At 43.0% G+C, this 20,016-nt stretch carries 12 protein-coding genes and 1 pseudogene; 7 read left to right on the top strand and 6 right to left on the bottom strand.

From position 1 onward, the window contains the following. Window positions 1-51: 51 nt before the first annotated feature. Window positions 52-2,430 (bottom strand): penicillin acylase family protein, encoded by a 2,379-nt coding sequence (locus ABJK37_RS22485; protein ID WP_348358492.1) that lies wholly within the window; start codon window positions 2,428-2,430, stop codon window positions 52-54. Window positions 2,431-2,623: 193 nt separating this feature from the next. Between ABJK37_RS22485 and ABJK37_RS22480 the strand changes: the two genes are divergently transcribed. Further along, window positions 2,624-3,691 carry an ABC transporter substrate-binding protein gene (locus ABJK37_RS22480; RefSeq protein WP_348358490.1) on the top strand — a complete coding sequence of 356 codons (1,068 nt, stop codon included), beginning with the start codon at window positions 2,624-2,626 and terminating at the stop codon, window positions 3,689-3,691. A 74-nt stretch (window positions 3,692-3,765) separates the two neighbouring features. Here the strand turns inward: ABJK37_RS22480 and msrA are convergent, their stop codons facing one another. The 5 genes from msrA to ABJK37_RS22455 all read right to left on the bottom strand — a co-directional run bounded on the left by msrA (window position 3,766) and on the right by ABJK37_RS22455 (window position 9,216). Then, window positions 3,766-4,263: a peptide-methionine (S)-S-oxide reductase MsrA gene (gene msrA, locus ABJK37_RS22475; RefSeq protein ID WP_348358488.1), complete on the bottom strand. Its 498-nt coding sequence runs from the start codon at window positions 4,261-4,263 to the stop codon at window positions 3,766-3,768. Window positions 4,264-4,265: 2 nt separating this feature from the next. After that, window positions 4,266-4,712, bottom strand: a complete 447-nt coding sequence (gene msrB, locus ABJK37_RS22470) for a peptide-methionine (R)-S-oxide reductase MsrB (RefSeq protein ID WP_348358486.1) — start codon at window positions 4,710-4,712, stop codon at window positions 4,266-4,268. 353 nt (window positions 4,713-5,065) lie between these two features. After that, the gene (locus ABJK37_RS22465; RefSeq protein ID WP_348358484.1) at window positions 5,066-6,775 is read right to left on the bottom strand and encodes a GMC family oxidoreductase; all 1,710 of its coding nucleotides are present in this window, start codon (window positions 6,773-6,775) and stop codon (window positions 5,066-5,068) included. Then, a complete protein-coding gene (locus ABJK37_RS22460) occupies window positions 6,763-7,332 on the bottom strand; it encodes a gluconate 2-dehydrogenase subunit 3 family protein (protein ID WP_348358482.1) in 570 nt (189 codons plus the stop codon). Before ABJK37_RS22460 ends, ABJK37_RS22465 begins: the two co-directional genes overlap by 13 nt. A gap of 312 nt (window positions 7,333-7,644) precedes the next feature. Next, entirely contained in the window at window positions 7,645-9,216 is a 1,572-nt protein-coding gene (locus tag ABJK37_RS22455) for an NAD(P)/FAD-dependent oxidoreductase (protein ID WP_348358480.1), read from the bottom strand. Between the two features lie 350 nt (window positions 9,217-9,566). Here ABJK37_RS22455 and ABJK37_RS22450 point away from each other — a divergent pair. The 6 genes and pseudogenes from ABJK37_RS22450 to ABJK37_RS22425 all read left to right on the top strand — a co-directional run. Next, window positions 9,567-9,791 (top strand): annotated as a pseudogene (locus ABJK37_RS22450) (hypothetical protein); the annotation flags it as partial. 348 nt (window positions 9,792-10,139) lie between these two features. Further along, window positions 10,140-13,178, top strand: a complete 3,039-nt coding sequence (gene amt, locus ABJK37_RS22445) for an ammonium transporter (protein WP_348358478.1) — start codon at window positions 10,140-10,142, stop codon at window positions 13,176-13,178. Window positions 13,179-13,306: 128 nt separating this feature from the next. Then, complete coding sequence (gene iadA, locus ABJK37_RS22440) at window positions 13,307-14,479, top strand: beta-aspartyl-peptidase (RefSeq protein WP_348358476.1); 1,173 nt, start codon at window positions 13,307-13,309, stop codon at window positions 14,477-14,479. A 2-nt stretch (window positions 14,480-14,481) separates the two neighbouring features. Further along, on the top strand, window positions 14,482-15,300 hold the full coding sequence (locus ABJK37_RS22435) for a cyanophycinase (RefSeq protein ID WP_348358474.1): 819 nt from the start codon (window positions 14,482-14,484) through the stop codon (window positions 15,298-15,300). 175 nt (window positions 15,301-15,475) lie between these two features. Further along, on the top strand, window positions 15,476-18,292 hold the full coding sequence (cphA, locus tag ABJK37_RS22430; protein ID WP_348358472.1) for a cyanophycin synthetase: 2,817 nt from the start codon (window positions 15,476-15,478) through the stop codon (window positions 18,290-18,292). Window positions 18,293-18,305: 13 nt separating this feature from the next. Further along, entirely contained in the window at window positions 18,306-19,985 is a 1,680-nt protein-coding gene (locus ABJK37_RS22425; RefSeq protein WP_348358470.1) for a Mur ligase family protein, read from the top strand. Window positions 19,986-20,016 lie beyond the last annotated feature (31 nt).

Here is a 20,016-nt window from a genome sequence, read left to right as displayed (position 1 = left end):
ACCCCCAGCTTTTGGTGATAGGCTGGGGGAAATTTTTGCTTTTTTGGAGGATTAATTAGACGGTACCAGTCGCAAGGTGCTTTGGGTATTAGCCGCAACATCGACTTCGCTAAAGTGCTGTTTTATGTATTGTCCCTTAATATAGGACTCGGCTTGGTCGTAGTAATGTTGGTCAAATACCACGCCACTTTGCCCAACAGGATTGGTTCCAAGGGCCTTGCTTGGCTGTGCAAAGTCAATCAAGCGCCGAGTGGAGGGGCCATAAACCACTTGCCACGGGGCAGGCCCTAATTTATGGGATAAGTTATTCGGAGTCTCATGACCTCCTGGAGCGGCAAATTGCCCCACGTTAAATAATTTATCCAAAGGTTTTTGTTGGCCTAATGGATGTCCATGGGTGAGAGTATGAGCCGTTCCCCATTTCCAATTTTCGCTATCGACTCCCAGTGTCACGCGCAGGTGTTCTAAACTTGCTTGCCAAGCTAAGTTGACTGTTGTGGTGCGATCCTCGATATCAGGCGTGTTACGGTTATCCCACCACGCAGAATCGACGTCTGCGGCTAACCGGGGTAACGCAAAGTCGATGACACGAGTCTTGAGTAAGGTTTTAAAAGAGTCTTCACCCATTTCGTCTTGCATCGCCTCATAGGCCAACTGGTAGACTAACTGATTGAATATGGTTGGTGCGATATCGTTAACTTGGTGATCTCCATTCCAATCAGCGAGCAACTGCAGCAACGCTTGATCTTCTGGATCAGAATTGCTCTGTATGACAGGTAGCAAGTGCTCTAGCAATCGCTGTGCATAGCCGCTGCCTGCATCAAGTTGCAAAGCCTGACTGTTTTGTGTGTCCCACTTCACACCACTATCGGCTAAGCGTTGATTGAGGCGAATGCCCCTAGCGGGCAGGTTATAGTAGCCTGGCACTTCAATGCCACTGTCTGGTACAGGTTGATAGTTAGCCGACACTATATAGCCACGATCTGGGTTTTCTTCCTGAGGATTGGCGCTAAAAGGCACAAAACCGAGTTTATCGGATTCAGCACTACTGCCATCTAGAATGAAATTAGGATTCACTCCCTTTGGACGCAGCGGAAGTTTAGCCGCTGCCCACCAACCTATATCACCTTCGGCATTGGCCCAGACTATGTTGAGTCCTGGAGCATGAATTTTTTCACTCGCTGCCCGCGCTTTTTCGAGCGTTTCAGCGCGATTTAGTTGGTAGAAACCTTCTAGAATTGGATTCTCAGTTTCAAGAAATGCCCACCACATTGCGATAGGTGTTTTGCCTGTCTGGTCGCTCAGAGCATCATTGATAATAGGACCGTGAGGCGAACGACGTAAGATGAGCGTGACGGGGTCGGCATCTTTAACTTCAATTTGTTCGCTACGGCTCTGTAATTCTACCCACTGACCTTGATACCAAACTTGGTTGGCATTGTCTGGGTTGAGTTTCTCGGCAATAAGATCGATATCGTCGTTTTGAAACATAGTCAAGCTCCAACCAAAATCTAGGTTGTGGCCCAAAGACGCCGTGGCACTTAGGGCTTGGTGATGACCGTAAAGTTCAAATCCGGGATAAGACAAATGTGCTTCGTACCACACTGACGGTACGGCAAATCCAATATGGGGATCGCCTGCCAATAAAGGTTTACCGTTGGCTGTGCGACTGCCAGAGACTGCCCAAGCATTGCTGCCTTCAAACAAGGCTAAACCACTATCCGACACCGCTTGTTGGCTGAGGTGTGCAAGTTGATTGAGGTTTTGCCAATCATGGGCTGCCAATTGTGGTGTGATAACTCCAGTGGGGTGCCAATCTAAATCAAATACCTCAAGGTATTCGCTTCCTAGTTGATCTCGGATAAAGGTCAATACTGGCTCAGTGCGAAACGCTGCGGCAAAACTGTAGGCCATATAACCTGCAACACTTACCGAATCTCTAGCAGTGAAAGGACGCTTTTTGATGCCGAGTATGTCAAACTCTATAGGGGCCGGATGGGTATTTTGATATTGATTGATTCCATCTAAATAGGCTTCTAGGGCTTTGTTTGCTGGGGTATTTACATCCATATTTTGGGCGTAGTTATCCGCGTGCTCGCGTATTCCTAAGCTACGAAATAACTTGTCGCTGTTGAGCAATTTGGGTCCCAGTATTGCCGCCAGTTCCCCTCGGGCTAAACGCCGTACCATTTCCATTTGAAACAAGCGATCTTGGGCATGGACATAACCAAGCGCTCGATACATGTCGGATTCGTGCTGTGCTTGAATATGCGGTACACCACGTTCGTCATAGCGTACTTTAACTGGTGCTTTGAGATTGGACAAAGTCATTTCACCGCTGCGCTGCGGCTGTTTATGAAAGATATACCAAGATCCCAAAGCGGCTAAAACAATAACAACTAAAAGGAAAATTTTTAAAAAACGGAGCATTGTTTGAGGTCTATTATTTTGAATTGTTTACATTATCCTAACATCAGACCAGTGAATCATGCACCACATTTGTGCGCGGATCAGGAGATGGAAATCAATGTTTTGGCTTGGATTGATTGATTTCTAGGTTTTCCAAAAAGTTTCAACTATGCTAAGTCGTATTCATGTGTTGTAGAAATGGATTTGGCTGCTTATGAACTTTAGATTATTTGCACTACTTTCGACCCTATTGTTTTCACAATGTGTTTTTGCCATCAGGGTCATTCTAATCATTCCTGATGAAGAGGGCGCAGCATTTTGGGATCTGGTGTATCAAGCGAGCTCAGCTTCGGCTAAGAGTTTAGGGGTGTCACTTGATGTGATTTATGGTGGAGATAACCGCTTCACTACTCTAGACATAATTGAGGAAGTTCTTGCCCAACCCGCAAAACCCGATTACCTTATTTTTCGTCCATATCATGGCAATACTGCGAGTGTTTTTGACACAATTGAAGCCAACGGTATTGATTTTGTTACCCTAGAGCAGGCGTTTACTGATAATGAGACAACCGAGCTATTAAAACCTAGACAAAAATACAAACATTGGATAGGTGAAGTGGCATACGATAACGTCAAAGGAGGAGCGTTACTGTTAAATACTTTGCTTGAGGAACATCGTCGTCGCCACCCCGATATCAAACCATCAATAACGGGTATTGGAGGCAATTTTGATTTTTTGTCCCGCACTAGAGAGCAAGTTTTAACCACTTTATATAGACGTAAAGATGTCGATTTAAATCAAATATTTCCTACCTACTGGGACCCGAAAAATGTCGCTGCTAATTTTGAAACCATACTAAAGCGTTATCCCGAAACTAATATTTTTTGGTGCGCTAGCGGTCAGCTTACTCTGAAAACTTGGCAGCAATATCAGCTTTTATCTAACAATCCTGTAGTCATTGGTGGGTTTGATTGGCTTCCAGATGCATTATTGAAAATCCAACAAGGTGAACTTACGGCATCAGTTGGTGGGCACTTTTTAATGGGAGCTATCGCTGTTGTCAAAATTTTTGATTACCAACACGCAGCGGATAGGTTTTCTGCCCACAATACACTCTATGATTTTGAAGTAATCAGTAAGAACAACGTAAATAAATATCTAGATTTTGTGAAAAATCAGAGATGGAAGAAAGTGAATTTTAGTCAGTTTTCAGAATTTAAAGTAGGCAAAGAACCGCAAATTCTCAATATGCAAAATATTATTAATTCATTGAATGAATGACGATTTTTAGAATGACTGCCTATCACTTTTTTATCCCCCTAACTAAGTTAGAGAGGGGGAGCCTAAACTATCATTTACGCAGAAGGTAACTTCCAATCAGGTCTAGGGAAATGACAAGTGTAACCATCGGGGCGGGTTTCTAAATAGTCCTGATGTTCAGGCTCAGCTTCCCAAAAATCTCCAACTGGTTCTAATTCTGTGACTACTTTTCCAGGCCATAATCCTGATGCATCAACATCAGTGATGGTATTCATCGCCACTGCTTTTTGATCCTCAGAGGTATAATAAATGGCAGAGCGATACGATGTTCCGGTATCGTTTCCTTGTCTATTTACCGTGCTAGGATCATGAATTTGAAAGAAAAACTCTAAAATATCTCGATAACTTATTACCTCGTTATCGAACATTATTTCAATCGCTTCTGCGTGATTGCCATGATTACGGTAAGTCGCATTTGCGACTTCGCCTCCTGAATATCCCACTCGAGTGGAGTTGACACCAGGGCGTTTGCGAATAAGGTCTTGCATGCCCCAGAAGCAGCCTCCGGCTAATACTGCACGTTCAATTGCCATGTCTAAATATCCTCAACTTGATCTAAATAGGCTTCATACCCTTGGTTTGCCATTTCATCTTTATGAACAAAACGTAGTGAAGCAGAATTAATACAATAACGCAGACCACCTTGGTCTTTTGGACCATCTGGAAATACATGTCCAAGGTGACTGTCGCCATGTGATGAACGTACTTCTGTACGAGTCATACCATGGGAGTGATCGATAATTTCAGTTATGTTAACTGTATCTATTACTTTAGTGAAACTCGGCCAGCCACATCCCGATTCGTATTTGGCAGATGAAGCAAATAATGGCTCGCCAGAAACGATATCTACGTATATGCCGGGTAATGTATTATCTAATAATTCTCCGGTTCCTGGGTGTTCGGTTCCATTCTCTTGGGTTACCCGGTATTGCTCTGGCGTCAATGCTGCTATTGATTGCAGAGATTTTTGGTAGGTATTCATACTTTCCTCATTGCTACTCACGACAAATACTCGGTGAAGTCTAACAGACCTGTGCTTTTAACAGACCTGCACTTTTAACAGACCTGCACTATGAGTATTTTATTGCGAATCACCAATAAAGATCACTATTTTTAACTTATAAGTAAAACCATTGATGAGCGGACTGAGTTCGTAGCAGTAAAAACAATACGAGTGTTGAGCACAAGGCGTGAAATTAGCTCAGCCAAAGCTGAGCTTTTGTTTAAGTTTTATCTTTGGAGCATAGTATCACAAGCAGTGCATCTCAATGAGTTGCTGTTTTAGTACTGTGATTAAGTGCACTGCGTTGAACTTCAATTACAAAATACAGACTTCTATAACTTACCAGCTTGTATTTGATTATGGGCGTAGTCCACTGCACGAGCAGTGAGCGCCATATAGGTAATACTGGGATTTTGTGTTCCTGAACTGGTCATGCAGGCACCGTCGGTAACAAAAACATTGGGTACATCGTGCATTTGATTCCATTTATTCAAAACACTGGTTTTTGGATCGCGGCCCATACGTGCGGTGCCCATTTCATGGATACATGCTCCTGGAGCGGTAAGGCTGTTGTAACTTCCTACATTTGTACAACCCGCAGCTTCTAACATTTCTACCGCACATTTTACGCCATGCTCACGCAGCGCCATTTCGTTTTCTCGCAATTTGGCGTCAAATGTGATGATTGGCATCCCGTGTTGATCCCGCTGCTCGAAGTCGAGGTACATACGATTGTCGTGATGAGGTAACATTTCACCGAAGCAGGTCATACTGACTTGGTAACCACCAGGTTTAAATATTTCACCTTTAAGGTCGGCGCCTATTTTCCCATCAGGTATGTTTTTGCCTCGCATAGCTTGCCCTTGGTACCCAAAACCTCGGGAGTAATCACTTCGTTTGCTTTGTTCATCTATATTGGTAAAACGTGGAATGTAAAAACCAACGGGTTTGCGTCCTTGGTAATAATCGTCCTTATGATTAGGAAGCTCACCATAAGCCCCCATTCCATAGTGATGGTCCATTATATTGTGCCCAAGCTCACCGCTGCTATTACCTAACCCATTAGGGAAGGTTTCAGAACGGCTATTAAGTAAGATGGCTGTAGTACCCACAGTGCTGGCATTACAGAATATTATTCGCGCTGAATAATCGATTACTTCTCCTGTTTTGGCGTCTTTGACTCTGACTCCAGAGGCTTTGCCTGACTCAGCATCGTATAAAATTTCCATGACTATGCTATCGGGTCTAAGGGTTAAATTACCGGTTTCGGTGGCGACTGGTAATGTGGCTGATTGGCTGCTGAAATAGGCACCAAACGGACAACCTCGCCAGCAACGTGAACGATTTTGACATTGCCCTCGGGCGCCTTTGTGTACCTCGGGATTGTATTCACTTAAGTTTGCAACACGTCCCGGAGTCACAACACGCTCGGGATAAGTTTCGGCTATTGCTTCACGAAACTTTTGTTCGGCGCAATTCAGAGGAAAGGGTTTTAAAAATACACCGTCTGGTACTTGTTTTAAGCCCTCTGCCTGGCCACTGACTCCAACAAAGGTCTCTACATAGTCATACCAAGCTTCGATGTCGGCATAACGGATAGGCCAATCTACTGCTACACCTTCTTTAGCGTTAGCTGCAAAGTCGATATCACTCCAACGGTAACAGTGACGTCCCCACATAAGAGAACGCCCTCCAACATGATGCCCTCTGATCCAATCAAAACGTTCATCTTCGTTGTAGGGATATTCATCATCTTTATTGATAAAGGATTTGTTTTCTTCGTTCACCCACCAAGCTAAGCGACTTTGTTTTGGATAGTGTTTCTCGACTTCTTGTTTTGATACCTTTCCTTGATTGGGCATATCCCATGTATCTAAATGTGCGCTAGGGTAATCGCCGTGCTGCACCATAGGACCGCGCTCTAAAACTAAGGTCTTGTAACCTTTAGTGCAAAGCTCCATTGCAGCAAAGCCGCCGCTAATACCTGAGCCAATGACTATTGCATCAAACTTATTATTTGGATTCATTTTTATATCGCCCATGCTTTGCCCCCTAAATCTTCAACGGACACACAGGGTTTGTATTCTCCGGGAATAGGTAAATAATTTAGATGATTCTCAGCGACTTCCTCAGTACTGAGGTAAAACGCCACCGTTTGTTGTTTAATATCGATATAAGACCAATAAGCATTATCACGTCCACTTTCGGGACGAGCTTCTACGGATAACAACAAGGACTCTTGCTCGCTTTTAGTTAAAGAGCTAAAGTTTTTAGACTCTAGAAAAGCGCTAAAGTCCTTAAATAGTCTAGTGAACTTTTGCTGATAATCTGCCTTGTAAACATTTGCAAACATGCCGTCTAGAATGAAATTGACTTTCACTTCTGAGGCAGAGGGCGTATCTGTTTTTGGTAAAATTACATCCATAATTTGAGTGATTAAGTCAAAGTCTGCGGCGCTAAAAAATACAGACGGAGCAAGGGCGGTTGAGGTGACGTTTGCTGTGTCGCTGCAACCAGAAAGCATGATCCCCGTTAAAGGTGCACAAATCGCTGTACCGGTGAGCATAGCTGTGTACTTTAAGATTTGACGTCTATCCATTTTTTCCTCTTCATCATTGGTGTGCCTATATACAAAGCATAGATAGGCAAAATTGTATTGTTTTTGCTTTTTTTATGTTTAATTAATGTTAATTATCAACTTATGATTTTTCGTTTTATCGCCATGGATGCCGTAAAAAATATTGGCACGACCTATTTGGATAGTGATTATTTGAAAAATATTTGATGAGGCGGCAGTGAGCAAGTATGCCCGGTTTTATATTTATGATTTTCAAGGCGCCGCAGCAACAATGCAACTGATGTTGGTCGCGGTTAATTACTTACTGTAAATATTCGTGGTGTTTAAGCAGATTTAGTTATCTCGTATGATCTCACGTGCTGCATTGTGCCCTGGAGCACCGGTTACACCGCCCCCTGGGTGAGTACCTGCACCACACATATATAAGCCTTCAATAGGAGCCCGATAATTGCCATGACCCAACAGAGGTCTGGTGCTAAACATCTGATCTAGGCTCATATTACCATGCATAATGTCACCTTTAGTGAGTCCAAATTTACGCTCTAAATCAATAGGACTTAATACTTGTTTTCCTAATACTGATTGTTTAAAACCCGGTGCATATTTGTCCACTTGTTCGATGATTAAGTTGGCTGCGGTTTCACGGTGAATATCCCAATCAATGTCTGGATCAAATTGTTGGCAAAACAAACTGGCGACGTGTTGCCCTTGTGGAGCCAAAGTATCATCCAGTGTTGAAGGAATTAGCATTTCGACTATGGGGGCTTTGGACCAGCCATGTTGTTTTGAATCACGATACGCTTGATCAATATAGTTGCAAGTTGCACCAATAATAATGCCACCTGTTAAATGAGCTGTGGAGGCTCTTTGTTGTTGCTCTAAACAGGTAAATTTGGGGAGTTCACTTAGCGCTACGTTCATGCGAAAAGTGCCTGAGCCGTTTTTGTAATGTTTCATGCGCCGCGAAAAATCTTCGGGCAACTGCGTTGCTTCAAGCAATTGGTTATACAGTAAACTTGGATTTAGATTAGATACTACGATATCCGCTTCGATGGTTTCTCCATTTTCTAGCAGAACACCGAAAGCTTTATTGTTGCGCACTAGTACCTTTTTTACAGCGGTGGCTGTTTGGATTTCTACGCCTTTGGATGTTGCCGATTTTGCCATCGCCTGAGTAATTGCGCCCATTCCTCCGACAGCGTGGCCCCACACTCCTTTTTCACCATTGATTTCACCAAAGGCATGATGCATCAAAACATAAGCAGAACCGGGAGTTTGGGTATCGGCATAATTCCCAACAATGCCATCAAAAGCAAATGCGCCTTTGACATATTCATCCTCAAAATATAGATCTAAAAAATCAGAAACAGATTTGGTAAATATATCCAACACAATGCGTTCATCTTCAATTGACAACTTACGTAGTCTATTAGCAAACTTTGCCGCTTTAAAAATGTCTCTTATACCGCCTCCAACGTTGGGTGGCGTCTCAAGTAAAAAATCACGAATAATATCGGCCACCATAGCCGTGTCTCTAAAGTAACGCGTCAGGGCATCGGCATCATGTTGAGAAAAGCGAGCGATTTCAGCTTTGAGCTTATCTGAGCCAACTTCAAATGCTAAAAAATCATCGTTATCATGCGGCCACAAATTGTTGACTTTCCTGTGCAGGATTTTTAGTCCATTATTATGCAGTTCTAGGTCATCGATTACTTTAGGGTTAAGTAAACTAACGGTGTACGACGCCACAGAATTTCGAAACCCGGGATGAAACTCTTCGGTCACGGCCGCACCACCTACCACTTCGCGTCGTTCTAGGATGCGTACTTTCTTACCTGCCATAGCAAGATAGTTAGCACATACTAACCCGTTATGTCCTGCGCCAATGATGATTGCGTCTACCATCTGATTACCTGAGAATTTTACTGCGATGATTGACAGTATTTAATACTCGTTCAATGCTGTCAATCACACTGCTCTAGCAGGAATATTTTAAGTATGCCATTTTCACAATCAGCCAAAATTAAGCCGCTTGTCGGCGCCCAGCGCCATGGATATTCACTCGCTCAGGGATTTTATTCGGATCCTGATGCGTATCAGACTTAGATAAAAAATGTATTCTTCAAACATTGGTTATACGCCGGCCATGTATCGCAAATCTCTAGCGTAGGTAAATATTTTACTGTGGAATTTGATCGCGAGTCGGTGGTAACCGTACGCGCCAACAATGGTGAAGTAAAAGCTCATATGAATGTGTTTGTGAGGTAGATTGGTTTGTGAATGAGTCAGCGGTAGAGCGCCAAGATTACCAGCTAGAGCAGTTAACTTGGTTTTGGGATGTGACTACCCACGCAGATAAAAGCATTATAATGAATAACCAAAAGAGCGTGAATTCAAGGTTTCATAAATCTGGATGTTTATCTGAAATGGCAAGTTTTCAACAGCGTTTCTTAAATTGGTATTTGCAGGTTTTGTGTTAAGAATGAAAGGTTTTCAGACGCCTATGCTGCTGTTAAAAATAGCTTGGCTACTGAAAGTTTTCTCTCCTAGTGGTTCAGAAAATTCAAAAAACGTTGTTACACGGGATCATTATCGTTTGAAGCGTGTGTACCAATAGTATCTCGCAAAGCGCCTTCAAGTGTTTGATGTTACTACCATACCCAAAACACTCAAAGAGCCCTAGTTTGGGGCATTAATACGGTAATTTTCCATGGGCGCACCATAGTGGGGAGTTGTTGGTATTTTTATGCGCAATGAGGGGTATTTTAGCAGGAACAATATTTGCAGAACTCGTCGAAATATACCCAAAACGTTGAGTGCAGAAGTAAATGTTAGAGCACCTTTGGCTGCTTATTTCTACTATGTTTGTTTTTTTAATGCAGGTGGGATTTTTATGTTTAGAAAGTGGCAGAACGCGTAGTAAAAATAATATCAACGTTGCAGCTAAGAATGTGACCGATTTTATTATTTCCGCTAGTGTTTTTTGGTTATTTGGTTTTGGTTTAATGTTTGGGCCAAGCCTTGGAGGGTGGATAGGAGGCGGAGAATTTCTATTCGGTCAACATAACACACCTTATCAAATCTTATTTTTTCTGTTTCAAATGATGTTCTGTAGCACTGCAGCAACACTCATGTCTGGAGCCGTAGCAGAACGTATGCGGTTTTCAGGGTATATCTATATCACTATCATTTTAAGCGCTGTTATTTACCCTTTGGTTGGGCATTGGACATGGGCGAGTGCGTTTACCGAAAATAATCATGGATGGCTAGAGAAACTCGGTTTTATTGATTTTGCAGGCGCGACTGTGGTGCATTCGGTTGGCGGTTGGGTAGCGCTGGCTGCAGTGCTAGTTATTGGCCCAAGGTTAGGGCGTTTTCAGTCAAAACATGCCTTTCCGTCTGGTAGTAATTTACCTATGGCGGCTTTGGGCACCATGTTAATCTGGTTTGGTTGGTTCGGTTTTAATGGTGGTAGTGCGTTAACGTTTGATGAATTAGTGCCTGTCATTATTTTAAATACCTGTTTAGCCGGTATTTGGGGGGGACTTGCTAGTACTCTTTTGCATCAATTTACCCAAGGATACGTTGATGTTGGCTCAAGTCTAAACGGTATTATCGCTGGACTAGTAGGTGTGACCGCGGGCTGTCACGCAGTGTCGCCAATTGAAGCGGCATTCATCGGTATAATGGCAGGCGTTATCGCACATTATGGTTCGATATTGTTAGATATATTGGAAGTGGATGATGCCTTAAAGGTGATCCCCACACATTTATTTGCAGGCGCTTGGGGTACTTTAGCTGTGGGGATTTTTGGCGACCCGTTAATACTTGGTACTGGGTTATCAATGATTGAGCAGATAGTGGTGCAATTAACGGGTACCACTGCAATTGGAGCCTTTAGTTTTTGCGTAAGTTTTGTACTCATTGTTGTTCTCAATCGTGTACACCCACTTAGAGTTTCGCAAAGTGACGAAAACAGAGGGTTAAATGTAAGCGAACATCACGCTACTACTGAGTTGATTGAACTATTAGATGACATGCAAACCCATCAAATTCAGGGCAATTATAGTTTCCCTGTAAAAGAAGAGCCATTCACGGAAGTGGGACAAATCGCTAAAAAGTATAATCAGGTTATTTCACAAGTATCGCAAGAAATGCGTGCCCGCGAACAAGCAATTAATCAATTTAAGTTGAGCGAAAAACGTAAAAGCGCCATCTTAGACTCTTCGATGGATTGCATCATTTCTATTGATTATAAAGGTCACATTATCGAGTTTAACCCCGCTGCTGAGCGCACATTGGGGATCTTGAAAAATCACATTTCTGGTCTCAGTTTTATTGAGAACTTTGCTCAGGACCAAGACCAAGAGCTCTTTATGACGAGTTTGTCTCATCAATTTTCAAATGCAAATGGATTAGTGCTAGATAGGCGTTCTAAGCTGCAATTAAAACGCGCTTCGGGACAATCCTTTCCCGCTGAAATTACTATTACCAGTGCCAGAGTGAGCATGGATAAGAGGCTAGAATTTACTTTGCATCTGAGAGATGTCACTCAAGAGCAAAAAATTCAGTCGAGGTTACACTTTTTAGCGTACAAAGATCCTCTCACTCATCTCTCCAATCGCACCCACCTAATGCGCGAGCTCAACCTGGCGGTAAGTGAGTCTAAACTCAATGAAAGCGTCATCGCTTTATTTTTTTTAGATTTAGATAATTTTAAAAAGATTAACGATACCTTAGGGCACAAAGCCGGCGACTTTTTGCTAGTTCAGGTTGCTTCGAGGTTAAATAAGGTGTGTGGAGACAATGATGTTGTGGCTCGATTAGGGGGAGATGAATTCATTATTGTTGCGAAAGGAGATCTGAATACCGAAAGTATTTGTGAAAAAGCACAACAGGTATTAACTGCTCTACGTGATGTCATCACCATCAATGAAAAAAGCTATCGGATTCCTACTAGTATCGGTATTGCAATTTCTGAGTCCGGTAGTGTTACGCCAGACGAACTGATCCAGTATGCTGATATTGCTATGTATCATGCTAAGACTAAAGGTAGGGATAATTATCAATTGTACACGCACTCGATGGGTAAAAAAGCCCTTGAAGATGGCGAATATGAAAGAAGGATACAAGCCGCTTTAGAGCGCAATCAACTCAGTATGGTGTATCAACCCAAAGTGACTGCCGAAGGTACAATCGTTTCATTTGAAGCTTTAATAAGATGGCATCATCCAACTTTAGGAAGTATTTCTCCAGCGGAATTTATTCCCATTGCTGAGCAAAGTAATTTGATTGTGGCTATTGGAGAATTTGTTATTGTTGAAGTCCTAAAAACGCTAAAAAATTGGTCTCAAGAAGGTTATCAAGTGTTGCCGGTTTCTATCAACATAGCTGGTCGACATCTTATTAGTCCAGAGTTTTTGCCTTTTATTCAATCTCAATTAGCGCATTTCAACATTGACGGTAAGTACCTAGAAATAGAAATTACTGAAAGCATGTTAATTGAAGATATAGAGACCTGTGTTTCTATTTTAAAAGAACTGAAATCTCTTAATTGCAACGTTTCGGTTGATGATTTCGGAACGGGTTACTCGTCGCTTAGCTATTTAAAAATACTACCATTGGATATCCTCAAAATAGACCGTTCTTTTGTTGCTGAGAGTGACGTAAAAGTAGAAGATGCCGAAATTTGTGCGACTATCGTTAATCTAGCGAAAAGTCTTAAGTTAACCGCTATTGCTGAAGGGATAGAAACTGAATCGCAACTCGCTACCTTACAGAAAATGGGATGTGAATACTTTCAAGGTTATTATTTCCACAAACCACAAAGTGTAGCAAACGCCACTAAACTACTCGCCCAAAAATAACAGAAGAATTGCCGCGAGCCTTAGTAAGTGATTAAAACAGCGTATTTCATTAAAGCCTTTGCTAAGCGCCCCTGAGTGCTTTAGGATCACGCTGTTTTAATCTTTTATACTATACGTCGGTAAATTCTGTGGCTTCAGCTAGTACGATAACCCTACTTAAAAACGCTAATGTCTACGCTCCAGAGGCAATAGGTCTTAAACATCTGGTGATTGGTGGTGGAAAAATTCTCTATTTGGGGGATGAACTACCGGTATTGGATCCTTTTCTTAATGTTGATGAGCTCGATTTGCATGGCCAAGCGCTACTTCCTGGCTTTATCGACGCCCATACTCACATTACCGGTGGTGGCGGTGAAGCGGGTTTTTCTACGCGTGTTCCGGCTGTCCCTTTAAGTCAATTTACTCAAGCCGGAGTGACCACAGCGGTTGGATTGCTGGGTACAGACGATGTCACTCGTAGTACTGAATCGTTACTTGCGCAGGTCTACGCATTGCGAGAAGAGGGCTTGTCCGCCTATTGTTATACCGGTGGATATCACCTACCACCCACTACACTCACTGGTTCTGTAAGGTCAGATATTGTTTTTATCGAAGCTATTGTAGGTGTAGGTGAACTGGCGATTAGTGATCATAGGTCATCGCAACCTACACTTGATGAATTATTAAAGGTTGCCTCACAAGCTCATGTTTCAAGGCTGATGACAGGCAAAGCCGGAATAGTGCATTTACATTTAGGTGATGGAGCGCGGGGCTTAGAACTGGTGCGCCAAGCGTTAGCCGCTTCTGAAATACCGGCTAAAACCTTTAACCCAACTCACGTTAATAGACGCAGAGAGTTGTTCGCGGAGGCTTGTGAATTAACTAAACAAGGTTGCTGGATAGACGTCACCGCATTTGAAACCGGTGAAGTAGGTTATGAACCAGCAGACGCTCTACTACGTTATATTAATAGCGACTACCCCCAAGACAAATTAACCATCAGTTCAGATGGTGGTGGGTGTCTACCAAATTTTGATTGCCATGGTCATATGACCAAAATGGATTTTGCCAATTCGATTGCTATGACTCACGTGTTTTATGAACTGGTGGATCAAGGAACAAAAATTGAAGATTGCTTGGCATTTTTTACAAGCAATGTTGCAACGCTAATGAACTTTAAAAATAAAGGTCGAATAGCACTTGGAATGGACGCTGATTTAATCGTTTTAGATAGTCAAAACCGAATAAGCCATGTGATGGCAAACGGTGTATGGCATATCTACAAAAAAACAGTTGTTAAGAAAGGTACGTTTGAGGAATAAAAATGCCGTCTCCAGATATTAAAGGGCAGCAACGCGGGTTTGTGATACCTATTGGTGGTGCTGAAGAAAAAATTGATAACCCAGAAATCTTAAAAAAGTTTGTTGAGTTATGTGGTGGTAGTGAAGCCGATATTTGTATCGTTCCCACGGCTTCACAATTACAAGATACCGGTGAGAGATATCAAAATATATTCAGAGATCTCGGCGCGGGGAATACCCATTGGTTACCTATTAGCGATCGCAATGACGCCAAAAAAGAACAATATGTTACTCAATTAGAAAGTTGCACTGGCATATTTATCACCGGCGGAAATCAATTGCGGCTATCGACTATTTTAGGTGGCACGCCCATTGCCCAAACGATTCGAAAGCTAAACGCTCAAGGTGTTCATGTAGCTGGCACCTCAGCGGGTGCGGCTATAGTGTCACAACATATGATCACCGGTGGTAATACTGGCATAGTGCCTACTGAAGACGGCGTGAATTTAGCGCCAGGCATGGGACTAATCAATACCATAGTCGTCGATCAACATTTTAATGAGCGAAATAGATTGTCGCGACTATTAAGTGCTGTGTCTTACAATCCGTTTTTGCTTGGTATGGGGTTAGATGAAGATACTGCAGCATTTATTAATGGCGACAATGAATTTACTGTTGTAGGAAGTGGCGCAATTACTGTTATTGATCCCTCAGATATTGAACATTCTTCGATGGCTGAAGCGCGCAGTGGTGATGCCCTTACATTGTTAAATTTAAAGTTACATATATTGGCGAATGGAAGTCGCTACAACATTAACGATCGAAAAGCCTACATCGAATAATCCTTCTTTTTAAATGGGCCGCTGATATTCATCGTGGCCCATTTTCATTCCAAACAATTGTTGCAAACACGCTAAAAAAATTGGCGCTAGTGGACGTTTTTCTATAAGTTAGATTGGTGCGTAAACAATCTGCGCATTCTTATTTCAGTCACTCTCGATCAGGAAAACTTAGCCTATGAAAATCCTCAGCAAAAATGTGTATGTTGGTCCTAATATCTACGCTAACTTCCCGGTTATACGCTATCAAATTGATATCGGCGAATTAGAACAATGGCCCTCCGCTAAATTAGGAACGGAATTTATTGAAGGGTTGATTGCAGCCCTGCCTACTTTGCACAGTCATGGTTGTTCTTATGGAGAAGAAGGGGGCTTCATCAGGCGATTGCGAGAAGATGAGGGCACTTGGATAGGACATATTTGGGAGCATGTAGCGCTTGAATTGCAAAACTTAGCAGGCTCATCAGTTAACTTTGGTCGCACCAGGAGTTTGGAAAAAGCTGGCTGCTACAATGTTGTTTATCAATATCAACAAAGAGATGTAGGACTCGAAGCGGGTGCGCTAGGCATGCGATTATTAACCCACTTGATGCCTACCAACGTGCAACAAGCGATTCAAGCAGATATTGACGACGATTTTGACTTTAACGATGAACTCCGCAGTTTTGTGCGTATGGCGCAGCGCAAAGAATTTGGCCCAAGCACTGGTTCACTAGTGGCAGCGGCAGAACAACGTAATATTCCTTGGCTAAGGTTAAACGAATATAGTTTAGTGCAGTTTGGTCACGGTAAGTATCAACAACGTATTCAAGCGACTATTACCAGTCAAACTAAACATATTGCAGTAGAAATTTCCTGCGATAAAGAAGATACCCATAATTTACTGAATGATTTAGGTTTGCCGGTACCAAAACAAATAATGGTTTATGGCGAAAGGCAAGCAACACGGGCGGCTAATCGTATAGGTTACCCTGTGGTAGTTAAACCTCTCAATGCTAATCACGGTAGAGGCGTGAGTATTAACCTTACAACAGATGAAGAGGTAGTTACCGCTTACCATGAAGCCCAGAAACACGGTACCAGCAAAGCGATTCTAATCGAGAGTTTTTTGACTGGTTTTGATCACAGAATGTTGGTGGTTAACGATGAGCTCGTTGCCGTTGCGAAGCGGGTTCCAGGCCATGTTGTCGGAGATGGCGTAAGCAACATTGAAAAGCTGGTAGATATTGTAAACTTAGATCCTCGTCGTGGTATTGGGCATGAAAAAGTTTTAACAAGATTAGAGTTAGATAGCCAAGCCGAACGCTTACTAGAAGAGGCAAACTACAACAAACACACTGTGCTGGAGAAAGGCCAAGTTTTCTTTTTACGATCTACGGCTAATTTGTCAACTGGCGGTACCGCTATTGACGTGACAGATATTGTGCACCCTGATAACAGAGATATGGCAGTACGCTCGATTAAAGCCATTGGGCTTGATGTAGGCGGGGTAGACTTTTTAACAGATGACATCAGTAAATCTTATAAAGAAATTGGTGGCGGTATTTGTGAATGTAACGCAGCGCCAGGCTTTAGAATGCATGTTGCACCCAGTGAAGGTACACCTAGAGACGTCGCTGGAAAAGTCATCGACATGTTGTTTCCTGTTGGCAGTCATTCGCGGATTCCGATTGCCGCTATTACCGGAACCAATGGTAAAACTACCACCTCTCGTATGTTAGCCAGCATCATGAAGTCGTGTGGATTTACAACGGGCATGACGTCAACAGATGGGGTGTATATTGACGGGCATTTAAGCGTAAAAGGCGACATGACGGGCCCCACTGCAGCGCAAATTGTATTGCGTGACCCTAATGTTGATTTCGCCATAATGGAAACCGCAAGAGGTGGGATCCTTAAACGCGGTTTGGGTTATACCAGCTGTAACGTTGGCGCTTGTCTCAACGTGACCGCTGACCACCTAGGCCAAAGGGGGATCAATACAGTAGAGCAACTGGCGCAAATAAAACGCGTTGTGGTTGAGGTGGCTCAAGATGTGGTGGTACTCAACGCTGACGATCATTTATGTCTACAAATGGCTGACTTTTGTGATGCTGAGCGTATTTGTTATGTAACCATGGACTCGGGGCATGGATTAGTGCGAGAACATATTCGCAGTGGTGGATTGGCGGCTGTGCTCGAAAAGGGTATCAATGGCGATATGATCACAATCTATGATAAAGGTGCGCATATACCGTTACTTTGGACCCATTTGATCCCGGCAACCGTTGAAGGTAAAGCGATGCACAATGTGCAAAATGCTATGTTTGCCGCAGCCATTGCTTATAGTTTTGATACCTCGCTGGAAAATATTCGTCAAGGTTTGCGAATTTTTAATACGTCTTTCTATCAAGCGCCCGGTCGACTCAATATATACGATGAATTACCTTTTAAAGTGATTCTCGATTATGCCCATAATCCAGCGGCAATCGAAACCATCACTGATTTAGCAACACGATTAGATGTCACCGGTAAACGCCGAATTATACTGGCTATGCCGGGAGACAGACGAGATGAAGACGTTTTAGCTGCCTCAAATATCACTGCTAAAGGATTCGATAGCTTCATTTGTAAAGCAGATGATGATAGACGCGGCAGAGGGCACGATGAGGTGCCGCAATTACTGAAGCAAACTTTAATTGAAGCTGGAATCGATGAAGTAAATATTCAGATTATTCCATCTGAAGAAGAAGCTGTTGAACAAGGACTCAAAGATTGTAACAAGGGTGATTTATTAATTATTTTGGGCGACAACATTACCCGTTGTTGGAAACAGATTGTGCACTTTAAGGGAAGTGGCGACTTAGATAAGCAAGACGAAACGCCTTCTCAAGATTTCCCAGAAAAACTGTTTGAACCCACTGAGCATAAGTTCGAATTAAATGCAGGAGAGTCCCTAGTTCATGATGAACGTGGGGTGCGTTTAGTGATCGAGCATGATGAAGATTCTGATTAAGGAAAAGCAGGCCATGCGATTAGAACTAGATGAAGCTAGGCGTTTAACTGGGCCAAACTTACTGTGGGATCATCCCGGTGCCATCGTTGATGTAATGATTACTGGCATAGATAAAAATGCGGTCGTGACACTTTGGCAGCACTGGGCGGCAAAGTTGTTGTCTGAATTTGGCTGGCAGCAGCAAACTATTTACCGTGTGCATAGCGAAGGGGCGAATTTGGCTCTCAGCGCTCCTATGGACGCGCTTTATTGTGCTTGCGATCTTGCTGAACTAGCGTGGCATTGCACTGTAGCAGAGTTACAAAACGCAGCTACACCCGATTGGAGGCAACGGCTCAATGAAATGCAAGTCGAACTGGCTGAAGAGCGCAATCCTGAACTGATCGCTCTTTTGCAAGCGGCACATCAACATAATGTCAGTTGTATTGTTGATGACGACGAAGTCAGTTTAGGAATGGGAAAATCATCGCAAACTTGGCCAGCTCGCGCTTTACCCGCGCTATCCAGTATTCAGTGGCAGCAATATCAGGATATTCCACGGGCGTTTATTACTGGTACCAATGGTAAGTCTACCAGCGTGCGCTTAGCCTCGCACATTGCTAAAGCCGCAGGTTTTGTTGCTGGAGTTACTTCGACTGATTTTATTCGTGTGGGTGAAGACATCATTGACACCGGTGATTACTCGGGGCCGGGCGGGGCGAGAATGTTACTCAGGGATCCACGCACTGAACTCGCGTTTTTAGAGGTGGCTCGTGGTGGAATATTAAGAAGAGGCATTCCAATTGATGCAGTTAACGCGGCGTTGATTACTAATGTTGCCAGCGACCATTTAGGCCAATATGGTATTAATACCGTTGGAGAACTAGCGCAAACCAAGTTTGTGGTGGCCAAAGGACTAGATGCTAATGGCACGTTAGTATTGAATGCTGACAATAAACTCGTAGTCGAACAGGCTGTGCAACTCGGTAAAAAGATCTGTTGGTTTAGCACCCAAGAAACGAACCCTTTGATCCAGCGCCAGTTAAGTTCAGGTAATGCAGCGGTATTTATACGTGATAAGCATATTATTTATGCCCTGGGTAGTGAAGAGGAATGTATCGCAGCGTTGGAGCAGGTTCCTATGACACTGAATGGGGCTGCCCAGCATAATGTTCAAAATGCATTAGGTGTAGTGGGTTTATGTAAAGCAATGAATTTATCTACACAGGCAATTTGTCAAGGTTTACTGAGCTTCGGCAGTAATGCTCAAGACAATCCCGGAAGAGGCAATTTTTACGAGACTAAAGGGATTAAGGTGCTGGTGGATTTTGCTCATAATGAACACAGTATGCAAGCGGTAGTAAAAACCGTTAATCAATTACCGGCTAAACGCAAGATTGTGATGTTTAGTCACGCTGGTGACAGAAGTGATCAAGAAATTTGTGATCTCACCGACGCAGTCTTAGCCTTAGATGCCAGTTTATATGTCGTTACTGAATTGCAGCGATATCTGCGGGGACGTGAATTAGGCGAAGTACCACAAATAGTTGCTGAGCACTTACGCCAAAAATCGGTACCTGCACAAAAAATTCAGTTTGCGACTGACCCACTAGCAGGTGCAAAAATTGCCATGAGTTTTGCGCAACCAGGTGACGTGGTTTTGCTATTTGTGTTATCTGAAAGGGAACAAGTACACCAATTTTTATCTCAATAGTATTGGTGAAGTAGATTGCTAAAACTTTATA

Source organism: Paraglaciecola sp., assembly GCF_039964565.1.
GTDB lineage: Bacteria > Pseudomonadota > Gammaproteobacteria > Enterobacterales > Alteromonadaceae > Paraglaciecola.
The sequence above is the reverse complement of the archived record's forward strand: the minus strand, read 5'-3'. Positions and strand labels throughout refer to the sequence as shown.